The following is a 19,858-nucleotide window of genomic DNA, read 5'->3' on the forward strand; positions in this document are numbered from 1 at the left end:
CACTGGCCCGGATGCATCTGCCCCGCTGTTTCTGGCGCGCCGCCCTGCTGTACGCCCTCGCATGGCTTGCCGTCGCGCCCGCCCCCGCACGAGCCGCGGACGAGACGCTGCGCGTGGGCTCCAAGCGCTTCACCGAGTCGTACATCCTGGCCGAACTGCTGGCGCAGACGGCCGCACCGCACACCGTCTCGCCGCCCGTCGTGCGGCAAGGCCTGGGCAACACGGCCATCGTGTACGAGGCGCTGCGCTCGGGCGCCATCGACCTGTACGCCGAATACACCGGCACCATCGCGCTCGAAATCCTCAAGGGCTCGCCGGCGGACACGCGCGAGGCCATGAACGCGGCGCTCGCGCCGATGGGCCTGGGCGTGGCCATTCCGCTGGGCTTCAACGACGGCTATGCGCTCGCGGTGCGCGCCGCCGACGCCGAGCGGCTGGGCCTGCGCACGCTGAGCGACCTGGCGAAGCACCCCGAGCTGAAGTTCGGCCTGTCGAACGAATTCATCGGCCGCGCGGACGGCTGGAAGGGCCTGGCCGGGCGCTACGGCTTCACGCAGATGCCCACCGGGCTCGACCACGGGTTGGCCTACGACGCGGTGGCCGCGAAGCAGATCGACGTGATCGACATCTACACCACCGACGCCAAGATCGACCACCTCGGCCTGCGCGTGCTGGAAGACGACAGGAAATACTTTCCGCGCTACGACGCGGTGGTGCTCTACAAGCTCGACCTGCCCACGCGGCTGCCGCTGGCCTGGGCCGCGTTGAAGACGCTCGAAGGCCGCGTCGACGAGCGCGCGATGATCGCGATGAATGCGCGGGCCGAGCTGCAGAGCGTGCCCTTCGACACCATCGCGCGCGACTTCCTCGCGAGCACGGGCAAGGGCGCGAAGGCGCAGCCGCGGGAAGCGCGGCGCGGCTTCATGGCCAAGCTGTTCGGGCCGGACCTGTGGAAGCTCGCGCGGCAGCATCTTCTGTTGGTGGCGGTGTCGGTCGGCGTCGCGATTCTCATCGGCGTGCCGCTGGCGATCCTGGTGTTTGCGCATGTGCGGCTGCGCGCGGTGGTGCTGGGTTTCGCGAGCCTGCTGCAGACAGTGCCGTCGCTGGCGCTGCTGGCCGTGCTGATCTCGATGCTGGGCGCCATCGGCGCGCTGCCCGCGCTGATCGCGCTGACGCTCTATTCGCTGCTGCCGATCATGCGCAACACGGTGACGGGCCTGGCCGAGGTGCCCAACGGCCTGCGGATGGCCGGCACCGCACTCGGCATGACGCCGCCGCAGAGCCTTCGGCTGGTGCTGCTGCCGCTGGCACTGCCCACGCTGCTGGCGGGCGTGCGCACCGCGACCTCGATCGCCATCGGCACGGCGACCATCGCGGCCTTCATCGGTGCGGGCGGCTTCGGCGAGCGCATCGTGACGGGGCTGGCGCTCAACGACCGCGAACTGCTCGTTGCGGGTGCATTGCCGGCGGCTGCGCTGGCGTTGCTGAGCGAGGGCCTGTTCGAACTCGTGGAGTACTTGATGCGGCGGCGGCGTCGTGTGCCGCCGTCTTCGCCACCTTCCTGAATTCGGGGGGCTTTCTTTCGGGGTGTGTGCGAAGGGCACCGGGTGGCTCCCTCCGCGAATGTCCCCCGCCTTCGGCTCCTCCTTTATTTCGCTGCGGGAGCCACCCGGTGCCCTTCGCACAATGGACGCTGCCGTTGTGTTGGCTGATCAACCAGTGCTCTGATCGATCATGCTGGCGGGGTGCTCTGCGCAGCGAAATAAAGGAGGAGGCCAAAGGCCGGGGGACATTCGCGGAGCAGAGTACCCGTCGGCGCGAGCGCACCCCGAACACGACAGCGTGCCCAGAGCCACCCACGACCAAAGGATCAGGCCAGTGTGTAAGCCGTCTTCACAGTGGTGAAGAACTCCTGCGCATACTTGCCCTGCTCGCGCGGACCATAGCTCGAACCCTTGCGGCCGCCGAACGGCACGTGGTAGTCGACGCCAGCCGTCGGCAGGTTGACCATCACCATGCCCGCCTGGCTGTGGCGCTTGAAGTGCGTGGCGTACTTCAGGCTCGTGGTCGCAATGCCCGCCGAGAGGCCGAACTCTGTGTCGTTGGCCGTTGCCAGCGCCTCTTCGTAGTTCTTCACGCGGATCACGCTCGCGACCGGCCCGAAGATCTCTTCCTTGTTGATGCGCATGGCTGCGGCCGATTCGCTGAAGAGCGCGGGCGACATGTAGTAGCCGTCGGTCTCCAGCTTCAGCAGCTCGCCGCCGGCAGCCAGCGTGGCGCCCTCGCCCTTGCCGATGGCAACGTATTCCATGTCCTGGTCGAGCTGCGACTTGGACGAGACGGGGCCGATGTCGGTGCCCTGCGCGAGCGCATCGCCGACCTTGATCTTGGCCATGCGCGCCTTCATCGCCTCGATGAACTTGGGGTAGATGCCTTCGGTCACGATGAGGCGGCTCGACGCGGTGCAGCGCTGGCCGGTGGAATAGAACGCGCTTTGCACGCTGAGCTCCACGGCCTGCGCGAGATCGGCGTCGTCCAGGATCACCTGGGGGTTCTTGCCGCCCATTTCGAGCTGCACCTTCTTGTGGTTGGTGACGCACTGCACGGCGATGTTGCGGCCCACGCCGACCGAGCCCGTGAAGCTGATCGCATGGATGCCGGGGTGGTTGACCAGCGCGTTACCGATCACGCTGCCGCGGCCCATCACGAGGTTGAACACGCCGGCCGGGATGCCCGAGCGGCTGATGATCTCGGCCAGCGCCCAGGCGCAGCCGGGCACGAGGTCGGCAGGCTTCAGGACCACGCAGTTGCCGAAAGCGAGCGCAGGTGCGATCTTCCAGGCCGGGATGGCGATGGGGAAGTTCCACGGCGTGATGAGGCCGACCACGCCGACCGGCTCGCGCGTGATCTCCACGCCGATGTTGGGCCGCACCGAAGGCAGCACCTCGCCCGACAGGCGCAGGCATTCGCCGGCGAAGAACTTGAAGATCTGGCCCGCGCGGGTGGCCTCGCCGATGCCTTCGGCGCGGGTTTTGCCTTCTTCACGGGCCAGCAGCGTGCCGAGTTCTTCCTTGCGCGCGAGGATTTCGGTACCGATCTTGTCGAGCGCATCGGAGCGCGCCTGGATGCTGCCCGTGGCCCAGGCCGGGAAGGCGGCGGTGGCGGCAGCCACGGCCGCCTCGACGTGCGACGCGTCGCCCTGCGTGTACTGGCCGAGCACGTCGGACAGGTTGCTGGGGTTGAGGTTGGGGCTGTAGCTTGCGCCGGCACGCCATTCGCCGCCGATCAGGTTGTCGAAGTTTTGCATGAGGGGTTCCTTGCTGCTCGATGGAAAGAAAGAAGCCGGAGCACTGGGTGTCCGGCTGCGGAAATGGAAACGGGAGACTAAACCTTCAACGGACCATGCAAGGTTTTTTGTTGTCGAAAGTCCATCCCGGAATCAAGTATTGCATCGCCTGCGCGTCGTTGCGCGCGCCCAGGCCGTGCTTCAGGTAGAGCTGGTGCGCCTTCTCGACTTCATCCATGTCGAGTTCCACGCCCAAGCCGCCGCGCGTGGGCACCTTCACGAAGCCGCCTTCGATCTGCAGCGGCTCTTTCGTCAGGTGCTGGCCGTCCTGCCAGATCCAGTGCGTGTCGATCGCGGTGACCTTGCCCGGCGCCGCGGCCGCCACGTGCGTGAACATGGCGAGCGACACGTCGAAGTGGTTGTTCGAATGCGAGCCCCAGGTCAGGCCCCAGGCCTGGCACAGCTGCGCCACGCGCACCGAGCCCTGCATGGTCCAGAAGTGCGGATCGGCCAGCGGAATGTCGACCGACTGCAGCGACAGGCTGTGCACCATCTCGCGCCAGTCGGTGGCCACCATGTTGGTGGCGGTCGGCAGGCCGGTGGCGCGGCGGAACTCGGCCATCACCTCGCGGCCCGAGAACACGCCTTCGGCGCCGCACGGGTCTTCGGCATAGGCCATCACGCCGTGCAGGTCGCGGCACAGGCGAATCGCGTCGGCGAGCAGCCAGCCGCCGTTCGGGTCGAGCGTGACGCGCGCCTGCGGAAAGCGCTCGTGCAGCGCGCGGATGGCCTCGACTTCTTCCTCGCCGCGCAGCACGCCGCCCTTGAGCTTGAAATCGGTGAAACCATAGCGCGCATGCGTGGCCTCGGCGAGGCGCACGATGGCCTCGGGCGTCATGGCTTCTTCATGGCGCAGGCGGAACCAGTCGTTGTCGGCGCCGGGGTCGCTTTCGTACGGCAGGTCGGTCTTGTTGCGGTCGCCCACATAGAAGAGGTAGCCGAGCATCTGCACCGCGTCGCGCTGCTGGCCTTCGCCGAGCAGGGCCGCCACGGGCACTTCGAGATGCTGGCCGAGCAGGTCGAGCAACGCCGCTTCGACGGCCGTTACTGCATGGATGGTCACGCGCAGGTCGAAGGTCTGCAGGCCGCGGCCGCCGCTGTCGCGGTTGGCGAAGGCGCTGCGCATGCTGTTGAGCACGGCGTTGTGGCGGCCGATGGGCTGGCCGACGATGAGGCCGCGCGCGTCTTCGAGCGTCTGGCGGATCTTCTCGCCGCCCGGCACTTCGCCGACGCCGGTGTGGCCGGCGCTGTCGGTCAGGATCAGCAGGTTGCGCGTGAAGAACGGACCGTGCGCGCCGCTGAGGTTCATCAGCATGCTGTCGTGGCCCGCGACGGGAATCACGCGCATGCCGGTGACGACGGGGGCACCGGTGACGGGAGAAGTGGAATCTGAAGATGTCATTTTCGAATCAATCCAAAACCATGCCGACCCCTTCGGGAAACACCGCGGGACCGGCTCTGCCGGGGCCGCTGGTGTTGCTCCGGCAAGGGTGTGCGCGAAGCCTGGGGAGCATTAGATCCTCACGGCCTGGCGGGCGAGCAGCTTCCAGCTTCCGCCCTGCTTCTGCCAGATGCCGAGGATCTTCAGCGCCACCTTGCCTGGCTTGCCCGAATCGTTGGTGTCGGCCGCGAGCGTGTGGCGCACGATGGCAGTCTGGCCGTCGACCACCTTGATGGTCTGGTCGGTGATCGTGATGGCCACGAAGTCCGACTTGCCGTCCACCAGGTCGCCGATGAAGCTGGCCTTGGTGTCGACCTTGCCGCTCGAGTGGCCATAGCTCAGGTCGTCGGCCACCAGCGCGCCGAGCGCGGCGGCGGTCGGATCGATCATCGCAATGCGCAGGCGCTCGGCGGCGGCTGCCACTTCGGGCGAGGCCGATGCCGCATTGCCCGCCTGCATCATCGAGCACCCTGAGAACGCGGCCGCCGCGGCGGCAATCAGGAAGAGCTTCTTGAGGAACATTGCCTTGTCTCCGTGTTGTTGTTCGTGTTCGACGGCTTGCCGGCTTACTGCGGGCCGAGCGCGTCGATCAGCGCCTTGAGCTGTTCCATCTCGGCGGGCTTCAGGTCGGTGAGCGGCGCTCGCACGGGGCCCGCGTCGTGGCCGACGATCTTGGCGCCGGCCTTCACGATGCTCACGGCATAGCCCGGCGTGCGGTTGCGCAGTTCGAGGTACGGCATGAAGAAGTTCTTCAGCAGGCGGTGCTGCGTCGGCAGGTCGTCGGCGGCCACGGCCTTGTAGAAGTCCATGGCGGTCTTCGGAATGAAGTTGAAGACGGCCGACGAATACACCGGCGTGCCCATTGCCTTGTAGGCAGCGGCATAGACCTCGGCCGTAGGCAGGCCGCCCAGGTAGGCGAAGCGGTCGCCCATCTTCTGGTAGATGGCGACCATGGCCTCGATGTCGCCGATGCCGTCCTTGAAGCCGACGAGATTCGGGTTGCGCTCGGCCAGGCCGGCGAGCGTGTCGGGTTTCAGGCGGCTGGTGGCGCGGTTGTAGACGATCACGCCGAACTTCACGCTCTTGCACACGGCCTCGACGTGCGCGGCCAGGCCTTCCTGGCCGGCTTCGGTGAGGTAGTGCGGCAGCAGCAGGATGCCGTGCGCGCCAGCCTTCTCGGCGGCTTGCGCGCACTGGATGGCGAAGCGCGTGGGGCCGCCGGCGCCGGCAATGATCGGCACCACGCCGCGGCAGGTGTCGACAGCCGTCTGGATGATGCCGGGGTACTCGTCGCCAGTCAGCGAGAAGAACTCGCCCGTGCCGCCGGCCGCGAACAGAGCGCTCGCGCCGTAGGGAGCGAGCCATTCGAGACGCTCGACGTAGCCCTTCTTGTTGAAGTCGCCGTTGCTGTCGAAGTCGGTCAGCGGAAACGAGAGCAGGCCGGAGCCCATGATGGTCTTGAGTTCTTGCGGGTTCATCGGGAAGAGTCCAGTGAGGTTTTTGAAAAATGAAGAAGATTCAAAGGGCGGCGATGCGGCTGCCGCGAGGCCGCCCCAAGGCGGGCCGCGCCCCACCCTCGGGGGGTGGCGAATTACACGGAGCGAAGCGAGTGAAGAGCCGGGGGGCAGACATGACTAGTCGAGCCTGACGTTGGCCTCTTTGATGACTTGCGCCCAGCGCGCGCGCTCCTTGGCGAAGAACTGGTCCTGCTCGGGCGCGGTCATGGTCACGACCTCTGCGCCCTGCCCCGCGAGGCGCGCGCGGATGTCGGGCGTGCGGATGATGCGCACCAGTTCCTTGTTGAGCCGGGCGATCACCGCGTCGGGCACGCCGCGCGCCGCGACCACGCCCTGCCAGGTGCCCGACTCGTAGCCGGGGACGCCCTGCTCCGCGATGGTCGGCACGCTGCCGATCAGCGGCATGCGCGTGGCTTTCGACACGGCGATCAGCTTGAGCTTGCCGGACTGCACCTGTGGATAGGTGGCGAGCATGCCGTTCATCAGCACCTGCGTCTGGCCCGACACGGTGTCGAGCACCGCCTGCACGCCGCCCTTGTAGGGCACGTATTCCCACTTGGCGCCGACCTTGCGCTGCAGCTCGATGCCGGCCAGGTGCGCGGTGCTGCCGCTGGCGGTCACGGCGAAGTTGAGATCGCTTTTCTTCGAGAGTTCGACCAGTTCCTTCAGCGTGTTCGCCTGCACCGAGGGATGCACCACCAGCAGGTGCGGCGAGTAGGCCAGCATGGAAACGCTGCGCAGGTCCTTCGACGGATCGAAAGGCAGCTTGGGATACAGCGACGGGCTAATGGCCAGCGCGCCGAGGTCGCACAGCATCAGCGTGTAGCCGTCGGCCGGTGCCTTGGCCAGCAGGTCGGCGCCGAGGTTGCCGTTGGCGCCGGCCTTGTTGTCGATGATCACCGACTGGCCCAGCGCCTCCGACAGCGGCTGGCTGATGGACCGCGCAATGATGTCGGACGAGCCTCCCGGCGGGTACGGGACGATGATGCGGATCGGCTTCGAGGGCCAGTTGCCGCCCCCGCCCTGCTGCGCGCCCTGCGCGATGGCGCTCAGCGGCAGGCTGGCGGCCAGGGTGGTGGCGAGTGCGGCACCGAGTGCGCCGCGCCGGTTGATGGTCATGCTGCCTCCAGTTGTTCGATGGTTCGTCATGGCTTCGCCCGTGCCCGAGCAAGTTATCAGTCATCGTACAACTAGAAAAACAACTTGTCCAGCCTGGCCGGCAAGAAAAATTCAGCTGGAGGGAGTGTCGTCGGACGACGGCGCGGCCGTGCCTGCGGCCGCATCGGCCTTCGCCTTCTGCTGCGCGGCCTCCTGCGCCAGGCGCAGCCGCTCGCGGCTGTTGGTCAGGTGGATGCGCATGGCCGCGCGCGCCGACTCGGGATCGCGCCGCGCGATGGCCGCGTAGATCTCCTCGTGCTCGCGGTTGACCCGGTTCAGATAGGGCGCGCCACCCTCGTGCGTGCGGATGGCGCTGATGCGCGTGCGCGGAATGAGCGTGGTGCCCAGGTGCCGCATGATGTCCGCGAAATAGGGGTTGCCGGTCGACTCGGCGATCTGCAGGTGGAAGCGGAAGTCCGGCCCCACGGTGTCGCCCGCCACGACCACGTTGCGCTCGAAATCGTCGAGCGCCTGGCGCATGGCAACCAACTGCTCGTCGGTGCGGCGGCTCGCAGCAAGGCCGGCCGACTCGGTCTCCAGGCTGATGCGCAGCTCCAGCACGGCCAGCACGTCGACCGATGCGGCAATCTCCCCGGGATCGAGGCGAAACACCCCGCCCGCCCGCGGCTGCAGCACGAAGGTGCCCACGCCGTGCAGCGTCTCGACCAGCCCGCCGGCCTGCAGCTTCGACAGCGCCTCGCGCACCACGGTGCGGCTCACGCCATAGGCCTGCATGATGGCCGACTCGGTCGGCAGCTTGTCGCCCGGGCGCAGCGACTGGCTGCGGATTTTTTCGCCCAGGTCTTCCACCAGCCCATGCGCGAGGCCGCGTGCGCGCTGGCGCGGTCGCCCCACGAAAGCAGCTCCCGCAGCCGAAGCGGCAGACGCCGTTTCCACCGGCGCTTGTGATTCCAAGGGATTACCCGCAGTCGACTGAGCCATGGCCACGATGATAATCTCCAACTAGTTGTACGACAACAGATAACTCATCTCACATCTCCTGGCGCCGCCGGCCATTTCGCCTGCGGCTTTCGGCTTCCACGGCACCGACATGCAGCCCTTTGACTTTGCTCCGTCGGCATCGTACCGGCCGCTTTCAGAAAAGCACCGTGACGGCGGGCCCTCGGAAACCATGACTCCTGAATGTATGGACGCGCAACGATGACAGACAAGAAGATGAACCGCCTCCTACTGACCGGCGCGGCCGGCGGACTCGGCAAGGTGCTGCGCGAGCGGCTCAAGCCCTTTGCCGGCACGCTGCGCCTGTCGGACATCGCTTCGCTTTCGCCAGCCGTGGACGCGAGCGAGGAAGTCGTGCCCTGCGACCTCTCGGACAAGGCGGCAGTGCATGCGCTGGTCGAAGGCTGCGACGCCATCGTCCACCTGGGCGGCGTGTCGGTGGAGCGCCCGTTCGAGGAAATCCTCGAAGCCAACATCAAGGGCGTGTTCAATGTCTACGAAGCCGCGCGCCGCCACGGCGTGAAGCGCGTGGTGTTCGCGAGTTCGAACCACGTGATCGGCTTCTACAAGCAAAGCGAACACATCGACGCGCACGCCGTGCGCCGGCCCGACGGCTACTACGGCCTGTCGAAATCCTTCGGCGAGGACATGGCGCAGTTCTACTTCGACCGCTGGGGCATCGAGACCGTGAGCATCCGCATCGGCTCCTCGTTCCCGGAGCCCGCCAACCGCCGCATGATGAGCACCTGGCTCAGCTATCGCGACCTGACGACGCTGATCGAGAAGTCGCTGTTCACGCCGGACGTGAAGCACACGGTGGTCTACGGCATGTCGAACAACCGCGACGTGTGGTGGGACAACAGCGCGGCCGCGCACCTGGGCTTCGTGCCGCAAGACAGCTCGGAGGTGTTCCGCGACAAGGTCGAGGCACAACCACCTGTCGCCCCCACCGACCCGAACGCCATCTACCAGGGCGGCGCCTTCACCGCGCAAGGCCCCTTCGGCGATGCAAGCTGAACTGGTTCTCGACGCGCGCAACGGCACCGGCGAAAGCCCGGTGTGGCATGCCGGGCAGCAGGCGCTGTACTGGGTCGACATTCCGGCGCGCACACTGAACCGCTGGCACGCGAGCGAAGGCCACACGCAATGGACGGCGAACGAAATGATCGCCTGCATCGCGCCGCGCGCCGACGTTCCCGGCGAATGGATCGCCGGCATGGAAAGCGGCCTGTTCTCGCTGAAGCCGCAGGCCGATGGCACGTTGGCCGCCAGCCCGCTCGCCCCCGTCGCGCACGCGGCACCGGCCATGCGCTTCAACGACGGCCGCTGCGACCGACAGGGCCGCTTCTGGGCCGGCACGATGCTGCTCGACATGGCGGCCGGCGCGCGCATCGGCCGCCTCTACCGCTACGGCAAGGGCAGCGACAACGCCGCTGAGCGCCTCGGCGATCTCATCGTGCCCAACGGCCTGGCCTTCAGCCCGGACGGCCGCACGATGTACCTCTCGGACTCGCACCCCGGCGTACAAGCCGTCTGGGCCTTCGACTACGACACGGACACCGGCACGCCCACCAACCGCCGCCTGTTCATCGACATGAAGCCCCTGCCCGGCCGTCCCGACGGCGCCGCCATGGACACCGACGGCTGCTACTGGATCTGCGGCAACGACGCCGGCCTGGTGCACCGCTTCACGCCCGACGGCCGGCTCGACCGCTCGCTCGAAGTACCGGTGAAGAAGCCCGCCATGTGCGCCTTCGGCGGCCCGGACCTCGACACCCTCTTCGTCACCTCCATCCGTCCCGGCGGCACCGACCTTTCGGACCAGCCGCTGGCCGGCGGCGTGTTCGCGCTGCGGCCCGGTGCGAAGGGCCTCGCGGAGCCCGCTTTCGGCATCTGACCCTGTTGTTCATCCACTGCGTTTTCTTTTCATCCACCGAGGAGCTATCAAGAATGAAATCACTACAAATGAAGAAGCTGTCGGGCCTGATCGCGATCGGCCTGGTCACCCTCACGGTATCGAACGCCGCCATGGCACGAACCTTCCGCTCCGCCGAAGTGCACGCCAAGGACTTTCCCACCAACCAGGCGGTGAAGTTCATGGGCGATGAGCTGTCGAAGGCCACGGGCGGCAAGGACAACATCAAGATCTTCGCCGACAGTTCGCTGGGCTCGGAGAAGGACACGGTCGAGCAGGTGAAGATCGGCGCGCTGGACATGGTGCGCGTGAGCAGCGCCTCGTTCCACGGCATCGTGCCGGAGTCGGTGATTCCGTCGCTGCCCTTCCTGTTCCGCGACATCGAGCATTTCCGCAAGGCCATGTACGGACCGACCGGCGACAAGGTGCTGGCCGCGTTCGAGAAGGCCGGCTTCATCGGCCTGTGCATGTATGAAAGCGGCGCGCGCTCGGTCTACGCCAAGAAGCCGATCAAGACAGTGGCCGACATGAAGGGCCTGAAGATCCGCGTGCAGCCCTCCGACCTGATGGTGAGCCTGGTGAGCGCCACCGGCGCCTCGCCCACGCCGATGCCCATCGCCGAGGTCTACACCGGCCTGAAGACCGGCCTGGTGGACGCCGCCGAGAACAACTACCCCTCGTACGACGAAGCCAAGCACTTCGAGGCCGCGCCGGTCTACTCCGAGACCATGCACGTCATGACGCCCGAAGTGCTGGTGTTCTCCAAGAAGATCTGGGACACGCTGAGCAAGGAAGAACAGGCCGCGATCCGCAAGGCCGCGAAGGACTCGGTGCCCTACTACGTGAAGCTGTGGGAGCCGCGCGAGAAGGACGCCAAGGCGGCCGTCATCAAGGGCGGCGCGAAAGTCGTGGCCGCCGCCGATATCGACCGCAAGGGCTTCGTCGATGCCGAGAAGCCGGTGTGGGACAAGTTCGCCACCACGCCGGAGCTGAAGGCGCTGGTGCAGGAAATCGTCAACACGAAATGACGCCCACGGCTTCTCTCCCTCACCTTTCGGAGGGAGGGGGCAAGGCAGGACTTCCAAATGCATTTGCTGACCCATCTGAACGCACGGCTTTCGCGCTGGGCGATGTACATCGCCTGCGTGTGCCTTGTCGGCCTGCTCGCAGTCGTCGTCTACGGCGTGGTGCTGCGCTACGTCTTCAATGACGCCCCGCCGTACGTGGAGCAGGTCGCGCTGCTGCTGGTGATCTCGGTCGCCATGTTCGGCGCTTCCGCCGGCGTGCGCGACGCCGGCCACATCGGCCTCGATTCGCTGGTGAAGGTACTGCCGCCCAAAGCGCAGTTCTGGTGCAAGGCGCTTGTCTATGTGCTGACCATCGGCTTCGCCATCGCATTGATCGCGGGCGGTGCCGAGATGGCCGTGTCCACACGCGAGTCGACCATTCCCACGCTGGGCATGTCCGAGGCCGTGCGCTACGTGCCGATTCTCTTTGCGGGGGTGCTGATCACCCTCTTCTCCCTCGAGCACCTGGCGGCTCAGTTCACAGACCAGAAGGTCGTTCCATCATGGCATTGACAGTGCTGTCGCTGAGCTTCGTGCTCTTCCTGCTGCTCGGCATGCCGGTGGCCTTCGCCATCGGGCTGAGCTGCCTGGCCACCTTTGCCTACGAGGGCCTGCCGTTCGAGACCGCCATCCAGATGATGGTGTCGGGCATGAACGTGTTCTCGTTCCTGGCCATTCCTTTCTTCATCTTCTCGGGCGAGCTGATGCTGCACGGCGGCATCGCCGACAAGATCGTCGCCTTCGCGCGCAGCCTCGTCGGCCATTGGAAGGGCGGCCTGGGCCTGGCCAACGTGGTGGCATCGACGCTGTTCGGCGGCGTCTCCGGCTCCCCCGTGGCCGACACCTCGGCCATGGGCGGCGTGATGATCCCGATCATGAAGCGCGAGGGCTACAGCGCGGCGTATGCGGTGAACGTGACGACGCACGCCTCGCTCTCGGGTGCGCTGATGCCGACCTCGCACAACATGATCATCTACGCCTTCGCAGCGCAGGCCGCGGTGGGCACCATCGACGGGCACATCATCAAGGGCGTGTCCATCGGCGACCTGATGTTCGCGGGGCTCATCCCGGTGTTCTGGATCATGGTGTGCATGCTGGTGGCCGCCTACTGGCAGGCCGCCAAGCATGGCTACCCGAAGCGCACCGACGGCAGCACGATGGTCGAGCGCTTCCCCGGCTGGGGCATGGTGGCCAAGACCTTCCTGGCTGCGATTCCCGGCCTGATGGTGATCGTGATCATCCTGGTGTGCGTGATGAAGGGCGTGGCAACGGCCACCGAGGCGGCGGCCATCGCGGTGACGTATTCGCTGCTGCTCACGGTGGTGGCCTACCGCACGATGACGCGCGAGAAGCTCTTCAAGTCGCTGGCCAAGGCGTCGAAGACCACCGGCGTGATCCTGCTGCTGATCGGCGTGTCGAACATGCTGCGCTACCAGATGGCCTACCTGGAGATCCCGGACGCCATCGAGACCGTGCTGCTGGCCGCCACCTCCAGTCCCTGGCTGATGCTGCTGTACATCAACATCATCCAGATCTTCCTGGGCATCTTCCTGGACATGGCGGCGCACATCCTGATCACGACGCCGCTGTTCCTGCCGCTGGCCATCCAGATGGGCGTGGGCCCGGTGCAGTTCGGGATGATGCTGCTGCTGAACTGCGCGCTGGGCCTGGTGCACCCGCCGGTGGGCACGGTGCAGTTCATCGGCTGCGCGATCGGCAAGATATCCATCGGGGAGGCGACGAAAACCGCCTGGCCCTACTATCTGGCGATCTTCATCGCCATCACCCTGGTGACCTACGTGCCGGCCTTCTCCACCTGGCTGCCCACGATGCTGACCGGCCACAAGGTGCTGTAAGCAACAAAGGTCCTCACGATGAGCAATGCCGCCTCCGGAGCCTCGCCGCTCTACATCCGCATCCACGCCAACGACAACGTGGCCATCGTCGCGAACGACGGCGGCCTGAAGGCCGGCACCTCGTTCGCCGACGGCCTGGTGCTGGTGGACAACGTGCCCCAGGGTCACAAGGTGGCCCTGGCCGACCTGGCCGAGGGCGCGGCCATCGTCCGCTACAACGTGGTGATCGGCTATGCACAGAAAGCACTGCCGCGCGGCAGCTGGGTGCACGAGCGCGTAATGCGCATGCCGGTGGCGCCCGGCCTCGACGGCCTGCCCATCGCCACGGTCAAGCCCCCCGCCCTGCCCCCGCTGGAGGGCTACACCTTCGAGGGCTACCGCAACGCCGACGGCTCGGTGGGCACGCGCAACATCCTCGCGATCACGCAGACGGTGCAGTGCGTGGCCGGCGTGACCGACTTCGCGGTGCAGCGCATCAAGGCCGAGCTGCTGCCCAGGTACCCGAACGTCGACGACGTGGTGGCGCTGGAGCACAGCTACGGCTGCGGCGTGGCCATCGATGCGCCGGATGCCATCGTGCCGATCCGCACGCTGCGCAACATCAGCCTCAATCCGAACTTCGGCGGCGAGGTGATGGTGGTGAGCCTGGGCTGCGAGAAGCTGCAGCCCGAGCGGCTGCTGCCGCCGGGAAGCATTCCCATCATCGACAAGCGCGGCGATGCCGGCGGCGATGCGGCAGAGCTCGACGTGGTCTGCCTGCAGGACGACGAGCATGTCGGCTTCATGTCGATGATCGACTCGGTCATGCGCCAGGCCGACGAGCACCTCGCGCGGCTCAACAGGCGCAGGCGCGAAACCGTGCCCGCCAGCGAACTGGTGGTGGGCGTCCAGTGCGGCGGCAGCGACGCCTTCTCGGGCGTCACCGCCAACCCCGCCGTGGGCTTCTGCACCGACCTGCTGGTGCGCGCGGGCGCCACCGTGATGTTCTCGGAAACGACCGAGGTGCGCGACGGCATCGACCAGCTCACCTCGCGCGCGTCCACGCCCGAGGTGGCCGAGGCCATGATCCGCGAGATGGCCTGGTACGACGCCTACCTGCAGAAGGGCCGCGTCGACCGCAGCGCCAACACCACGCCGGGCAACAAGAAGGGCGGCCTGTCGAACATCGTCGAGAAGGCGATGGGCTCCATCGTCAAGTCGGGCTCGGCGCCCATCACCGGCGTGCTCGCGCCCGGCGAGAAGGCTGCGCAGAAGGGCCTGATCTACGCCGCCACGCCGGCCAGCGATTTCATCTGCGGCACGCTGCAGCTGGCGGCCGGCATCAACCTGCACGTGTTCACCACCGGCCGCGGCACGCCCTACGGGCTGGCCGAGGTACCGGTGATCAAGGTCGCCACGCGCAGCGACCTCGCGCGCCGCTGGCACGACCTGATGGACGTGAACGCAGGCCGCATCGCCGACGGCGAGGCCAGCATCGAGGACGTGGGCTGGGAGCTGTTCCGCCTGATGCTCGACGTGGCCAGCGGCCGCAAGAAAACATGGGCCGAGCACTGGAAGCTGCACAACGCGCTGGTGCTGTTCAACCCGGCACCCGTGACCTGATCCCTTCGCACGGAGCAAAGACATGGAAGACCTCAAGGACAAGACAGCGCTCGTCACCGGCGCCAGCACCGGCATCGGCGCCGCGGTGGCCGTCGCCTTTGCGGCGCGCGGCATGCGCGTGGCGGTGCACTACAACAGCTCGGCCGATGCGGCGAACGGGGTGGTCGACACCATCCGCGCGGCCGGCGGCACCGCCTTCGCGCTGAAGGCCGACGTGCGCGACACGGCCGCAATCCGCGAATGCGTGAAACAGGCCGCGGCGCAGCTGGGGCGCATCGACGTGCTCGTCAACAACGCCGGCAGCCTGGTCAAGCGCGTGCCGATCGCCGAGTTCGACGACGCGCTGTTCGACGAGGTGATGCACATCAACGCGCGCTCGGTGCTCGCCTACTGCCGCGAGGTGGTGCCGCTGATGCGCGCGCAGGGCAGCGGCAACATCATCAACGTGACCTCGGTCGCGGCACGCACCGGCGGCGGGCCAGCCGCCTATTTGTACGCGGGCTCGAAGGGCTTCGTGAGCACGGCGACGCACGGGCTCGCGAAGGAGCTGGTGGGCGACCGCATCCGCGTGAATGCCGTGGCGCCCGGCGTGATCCAGACGCCGTTCCAGGACCGCTTCTCGACACCCGCAATGCTGGAGAACTTCCGCGCCGGCATTCCGATGGGCCGCATCGGCGTGCCCGAGGAATGCGTCGGCGCCTTCCTGTACCTGGCGTCGGAGCAGCTCTCCGGCTACGTCACGGGGCAGGTGATCGAGGTGAACGGCGGCCAGTACATGCCCTGAGGCACGCACGAAGAACACGAGGAGGCCTTGCGCGAGGCCCCGGATCGGATCAACAACGGAGACGACGACATCATGAGAAGAATCCAGCTTGTTCGCGGCATCGCCGCCCTCTCGGCCACGGCAGCTCTTTCGCTCGGGCTGGCCACGCCGGCCGCGGCGCAGGCCGATTTTCCGAACCGTCCGATCGAGCTGCTGGTGCCCTACCAGCCCGGCGGCGGGACCGATGGCCTGGCACGCGCTTTTTCCGAGGCGAGCCGCAAGCACATCTCGCAGAGCATCGTGATCGTCAACCGCCCCGGCGCTGGCGGCGCCATCGGCTGGACGGAGGTGATCAACGCCAAGCCCGACGGCTACAAGCTCGCGGTGCTGACGGTCGAGCTGCTGACGCTGCCGCACCTGGGCCTTGCCAAGTTCAACTACGACGACTTCCAGCCGATCGCGCAGCTCAATGCCGATCCGGCGGCGATCACCGTGAAGGCCGACGCGCCGTGGAACACCATCGAGGAGTTCCTGGCGGCCGCGAAGAAGTCGCCCGAGGGCGTGCGCGTGGGCAACTCGGGCAACGGCTCGATCTGGCACCTTGCCGCCGCGGCGCTCGAAGACAAGACCGGCGCGAAGTTCGGCCACATCCCGTTCCAGGGCGCGGCGCCGGCGGTGCTGGCGCTGCTCGGCGGACACATCGAGGCCGTGGCGGTGAGCCCGGCCGAAGTCACCACGCATGTGCAGGGCGGCAAGCTCAAGGTGCTGATGGTGATGGCCGACAAGCGCGTGAAGGGCTTCGAGAAGGTGCCCACCGCCAAGGAACGCGGCATCGATCTGTCGATCGGCACCTGGCGCGGCCTCGGCGCGCCGAAGAACACACCGCCCGAAGTGATGGCGAAGCTGCGCGAGATGACGGCGAAGACCGCCGCCGAGCCGCTGATGCACGAGGTGATGGACAAGCAGAACCTGGGCTACGTCTACACCGACGGCGCCGTGTTCAAGGAGACGCTGGCCAAGGACAACGTCTACTTCAAGCAGCTCATCACCAAACTGAACATCAAACCCTGAACCGCGAACCATGAAAAGAAAAACCATCGCATCGCTGCTGTGGCTGGCCGCCATCGGCCCCGCCTCGGCCGCCACCTGGGTCTACGTGTCCAACGCGGACAGCCAGGAAATCTCCGTGCTCGAGCTCGACCGCGCCCAGGGTGCGCTCAAGCCGGTGCAGACGCTGAACGTCGGCGGCACGGTGATGCCGATGGTGGTGAGCCACGACAAGCGCGTGCTGTATGCCGCGCTGCGCTCGCAGCCGTTTCGCGTGGCCTCGCTGTCGATCGACGGTGCCACCGGCAAGCTGCAGAAGCTCGGCGAGGCGCCGCTGGCCGACAGCATGGCCAACATCGACCTGGACGCGAGCGGCAAGTGGCTCTTCGCGGCCTCCTACCAGGGCGGCAAGATCACGGTCAATTCCATCGGCAAGGACGGCGCCGCGGGCCCCGTCCATCAATTGATCCAGACCGGGCCCAACGCGCACGCGATCCACGCGGACGCCAGCAACCGCTTCGTGCTGGCCACCAGCCTGGGCGGCGACAACGTGTCGAGCTGGCGCTTCGACGCCGAGAAGGGCCTGCTGTCGCCCAACGATCCGCCGCTGACGACCACATCCACGAAATCGGGCCCGCGCCACTTCATCTGGGACAAGGCGCAGCGCCACGTCTATCTGCTGGACGAGCTCGACGCCGCCCTGCACGTGTTCGCATGGGACGCGGCGCGCGGCACGCTCAAGCTCGAACAGAGCACGACCACGCTGCCCGCCGGCTTCACCGGCAAGCCCTGGGCCGCCGACCTGCACCTGACGCCCGACGGGCGCTACCTGTACGCGTCGGAGCGCACCTCGAGCACGCTGTCGGCGTTCAAGGTCGATGCCGCCACGGGACAACTGCAGCCGCTGGGCCAGACCCCGACCGAGAAGGTGCCGCGCGGCTTCGCCATCGACTCCAGCGGGCGCTATCTCATCGCCGCGGGACAGGAATCGCACGGCATCTCGCTCTACGCCATCGACGCCGCCACCGGCGCGCTGGGCAGGCCCCAGCACCTGGACGTCGGCAAGAACCCGAACTGGATCGAGATCGTCGACATGCCCTGACGGCCCCGCACCACCCATCACAAGGAGACACCTGCATGCAACGCCGCACACTCATTCGCACCGCCCTCGCCTCTTCCCTCGCCGCCGGCCTTCCGGCCGCCTTCGCGCAGGGCGGCGGCAACTGGCCGACGGGCAAGGCCATCACCTACCTCGTGCCCTTTCCCGCCGGCGGCACCACCGACGTGCTGGCCCGCCTGATCGGGCAGAAGCTCGGCCCCGTGCTGGGCACGAGCGTGATCATCGACAACAAGGGCGGTGCCGGCGGCAGCGTGGGCTCGGAGGTCGGTTCGCGCGCCGCGCCCGACGGCTTCACGATGGTCGGCGGCACGATCAGCTCGCACGCGATCAACGTGAGCCTGTATCCCAAGCTGGGCTACGACCCGCAGAAGTCGTTCGCGCCGGTGACGCTGATCGGCACCAACCCGGTGGTGCTGGTGGTGAACCAGGCAAGCCCGTACAAGACACTGAAGGACGTGATCGCAGCCAGCAAGGCCAAGGCCGGCGGGCTCTCGTCGGCCTCGGCCGGCACGGGCACCTCGCAGCACCTCGCGCTGGAACTGATGGCCTTCAAGTCGGGCGTGAAGTTCACGCACATTCCGTACAAGGGCAGCGGCCCGGCAATCCAGGACGTGATCGGCGGGCAGGTCGACATGATGTTCGACACCACGGTGGTCGCCGGCCCTCACATCCAGAGCGGCAAGCTGCGCGCCATCGCGGTCACCTCGTCGAAGCGGCTGGCCTCGATGCCGGACGTGCCGACGGTGGCCGAGTCGGGCGTGCCCGGCCTGCAGGACTTTGAGGTCGTGTCATGGCAGGCGATCTTCGTGCCCGCGGGCACACCGGCACCGGTGGTCGACCGGCTGCACACCGAGATCCGCAAGATCCTCTCCGCGCCCGAGATGCAGGACAAGCTCAAGAGCTTCGGCATGGAGCCGGCCGACCTGAGCACCGCGCAGATCGCGGCGTTCCAGAAGGCCGAAGTGGAAAAGTGGGCGCAGGTGATCAAGGCCGCGGGGATCAAGGCCGACTGACGGCGGGACGCGAACCAAGGGAAGCTTCCTACGTTCCCGGGGAGAAGCGCTTTATAGAATGCCCTTCCGATTCCGCATTCCAGGCTTCTCCCACGTGTCCGACCGCTCCGCAGTACTGCCCCAATACCTGTTCCCCAAGCAGGCCCTGACCAATTTCGCCGGCTGGGTCGCGGGCAAGGAACGGGGCGCCGTCACGACGTGGATCATCCGGCGCTTCGTGGCCAAGTACGGCGTGGACATGGGCGAGGCGCTCGAGTCGGACATCCACCACTACAAGAGCTTCAACCAGTTCTTCACGCGCGCGCTCAAGCCCGGCGCGCGGCCGCTCGCACAGGCAGACCTGGTCTGCCCCGTGGACGGCGCGATCAGCCAGTTCGGCGCGATCCGCGGCGACCAGATCTTCCAGGCCAAGGGCCACGACTACACGACCACCGCGCTGGTCGGCGGCGACGCCGCGCTGGCCGCGAAGTTCGCGCACGGCAGCTTCGCGACGCTCTACCTGAGCCCGAAGGACTACCACCGCATCCACATGCCCTGCGACGGGCGGCTGGTGCGCATGATCCATGTGCCGGGCGACCTGTTCTCGGTGAACCCGACCACGGCGCGCGGCGTGCCCGGCCTGTTCGCACGCAACGAGCGCGTGGTATGCGTCTTCGAATCGGCGCACGGGCCCTTCGTGCTGGTGCTGGTGGGTGCCACCATCGTCGGCAGCATGGCCACCGTGTGGCACGGCGTGGTCAATCCGCCGCGCGTGGGCGAACTGCGCGAGTGGAACTACAACGACCGGCAGATCGACATCCGCAAGGGCGACGAGATGGGCCGTTTCTTGCTCGGCTCGACAGTGGTCATGCTCTTCCCGGCGCCTGCGCTGGCCTTCAACCCGGCGTGGTCGCCAGGCCGCGCGATCCGGCTGGGCGAAGCCATGGCCGACTACGCCAACTTGTGAGGCTTTGTCTCACAACCCGCATGCAGTATGCCCTGGCAGCTATAAAACTAGTAGCATCCTCATCATTTGCGCTATAGTCGCCGGCCAACGAAACGGTCCGTAACCCA

At 67.1% G+C, this 19,858-nt stretch carries 18 protein-coding genes; 12 read left to right on the forward strand and 6 right to left on the reverse strand.

All coding sequences use genetic code 11. The features are described from left to right. The first annotated feature begins 11 nt into the window (after window positions 1-11). On the forward strand, window positions 12-1,565 hold the full coding sequence (locus ACEN9N_RS14770; protein WP_495653875.1) for an ABC transporter permease/substrate-binding protein: 1,554 nt from the start codon (window positions 12-14) through the stop codon (window positions 1,563-1,565). A 305-nt stretch (window positions 1,566-1,870) separates the two neighbouring features. On the opposite strand, the gene ACEN9N_RS14775 is transcribed toward ACEN9N_RS14770, so the two are convergent. The 6 genes from ACEN9N_RS14775 to ACEN9N_RS14800 form a co-directional block, all read right to left on the reverse strand. Further along, window positions 1,871-3,307 (reverse strand): aldehyde dehydrogenase family protein, encoded by a 1,437-nt coding sequence (locus ACEN9N_RS14775; RefSeq protein ID WP_007836411.1) that lies wholly within the window; start codon window positions 3,305-3,307, stop codon window positions 1,871-1,873. A gap of 85 nt (window positions 3,308-3,392) precedes the next feature. Next, the gene (gene gudD / locus ACEN9N_RS14780) at window positions 3,393-4,748 is read right to left on the reverse strand and encodes a glucarate dehydratase (protein WP_495653876.1); all 1,356 of its coding nucleotides are present in this window, start codon (window positions 4,746-4,748) and stop codon (window positions 3,393-3,395) included. A 111-nt stretch (window positions 4,749-4,859) separates the two neighbouring features. Continuing rightward, window positions 4,860-5,309 carry a nuclear transport factor 2 family protein gene (locus ACEN9N_RS14785; protein WP_495653877.1) on the reverse strand — a complete coding sequence of 150 codons (450 nt, stop codon included), beginning with the start codon at window positions 5,307-5,309 and terminating at the stop codon, window positions 4,860-4,862. Between the two features lie 44 nt (window positions 5,310-5,353). Continuing rightward, a complete protein-coding gene (kdgD, locus tag ACEN9N_RS14790) occupies window positions 5,354-6,265 on the reverse strand; it encodes a 5-dehydro-4-deoxyglucarate dehydratase (RefSeq protein WP_007836417.1) in 912 nt (303 codons plus the stop codon). Between the two features lie 156 nt (window positions 6,266-6,421). Further along, window positions 6,422-7,423: a Bug family tripartite tricarboxylate transporter substrate binding protein gene (locus ACEN9N_RS14795; protein ID WP_413314441.1), complete on the reverse strand. Its 1,002-nt coding sequence runs from the start codon at window positions 7,421-7,423 to the stop codon at window positions 6,422-6,424. A 111-nt stretch (window positions 7,424-7,534) separates the two neighbouring features. Continuing rightward, a complete protein-coding gene (locus tag ACEN9N_RS14800) occupies window positions 7,535-8,404 on the reverse strand; it encodes a FadR/GntR family transcriptional regulator (RefSeq protein ID WP_413314442.1) in 870 nt (289 codons plus the stop codon). Between the two features lie 219 nt (window positions 8,405-8,623). Between ACEN9N_RS14800 and ACEN9N_RS14805 the strand changes: the two genes are divergently transcribed. From ACEN9N_RS14805 to asd, 11 genes are all read left to right on the forward strand, one after another. Next, a complete protein-coding gene (locus ACEN9N_RS14805) occupies window positions 8,624-9,439 on the forward strand; it encodes an NAD-dependent epimerase/dehydratase family protein (RefSeq protein ID WP_007836424.1) in 816 nt (271 codons plus the stop codon). Further along, window positions 9,429-10,319 carry an SMP-30/gluconolactonase/LRE family protein gene (locus ACEN9N_RS14810; protein WP_413314443.1) on the forward strand — a complete coding sequence of 297 codons (891 nt, stop codon included), beginning with the start codon at window positions 9,429-9,431 and terminating at the stop codon, window positions 10,317-10,319. Before ACEN9N_RS14805 ends, ACEN9N_RS14810 begins: the two co-directional genes overlap by 11 nt. 68 nt (window positions 10,320-10,387) lie before the next feature. Then, on the forward strand, window positions 10,388-11,365 hold the full coding sequence (locus ACEN9N_RS14815) for a TRAP transporter substrate-binding protein (protein WP_413314504.1): 978 nt from the start codon (window positions 10,388-10,390) through the stop codon (window positions 11,363-11,365). 57 nt (window positions 11,366-11,422) lie between these two features. Further along, on the forward strand, window positions 11,423-11,917 hold the full coding sequence (locus ACEN9N_RS14820; protein ID WP_007836430.1) for a TRAP transporter small permease: 495 nt from the start codon (window positions 11,423-11,425) through the stop codon (window positions 11,915-11,917). Further along, on the forward strand, window positions 11,908-13,260 hold the full coding sequence (locus ACEN9N_RS14825; RefSeq protein WP_007836432.1) for a TRAP transporter large permease: 1,353 nt from the start codon (window positions 11,908-11,910) through the stop codon (window positions 13,258-13,260). The genes ACEN9N_RS14820 and ACEN9N_RS14825 overlap by 10 nt, the downstream gene beginning before the upstream one ends. Before the next feature lie 18 nt (window positions 13,261-13,278). Then, window positions 13,279-14,862 (forward strand): galactarate dehydratase, encoded by a 1,584-nt coding sequence (gene garD, locus ACEN9N_RS14830; protein ID WP_413314444.1) that lies wholly within the window; start codon window positions 13,279-13,281, stop codon window positions 14,860-14,862. Between the two features lie 22 nt (window positions 14,863-14,884). Then, the gene (locus ACEN9N_RS14835) at window positions 14,885-15,646 is read left to right on the forward strand and encodes an SDR family NAD(P)-dependent oxidoreductase (protein WP_413314445.1); all 762 of its coding nucleotides are present in this window, start codon (window positions 14,885-14,887) and stop codon (window positions 15,644-15,646) included. Window positions 15,647-15,718: 72 nt separating this feature from the next. Further along, window positions 15,719-16,696, forward strand: a complete 978-nt coding sequence (locus ACEN9N_RS14840) for a Bug family tripartite tricarboxylate transporter substrate binding protein (protein ID WP_042673906.1) — start codon at window positions 15,719-15,721, stop codon at window positions 16,694-16,696. Window positions 16,697-16,706: 10 nt separating this feature from the next. Then, window positions 16,707-17,774 (forward strand): lactonase family protein, encoded by a 1,068-nt coding sequence (locus ACEN9N_RS14845; protein ID WP_007836439.1) that lies wholly within the window; start codon window positions 16,707-16,709, stop codon window positions 17,772-17,774. Window positions 17,775-17,809: 35 nt separating this feature from the next. Next, window positions 17,810-18,805, forward strand: coding sequence for a Bug family tripartite tricarboxylate transporter substrate binding protein (locus ACEN9N_RS14850; RefSeq protein WP_007836441.1), 996 nt, complete (start codon window positions 17,810-17,812; stop codon window positions 18,803-18,805). 94 nt (window positions 18,806-18,899) lie between these two features. Beyond that, the gene (gene asd, locus ACEN9N_RS14855) at window positions 18,900-19,751 is read left to right on the forward strand and encodes an archaetidylserine decarboxylase (RefSeq protein WP_495656389.1); all 852 of its coding nucleotides are present in this window, start codon (window positions 18,900-18,902) and stop codon (window positions 19,749-19,751) included. The last annotated feature ends 107 nt before the right edge of the window (window positions 19,752-19,858 follow it).

Source organism: Variovorax sp. Varisp46, from assembly GCF_059491885.1.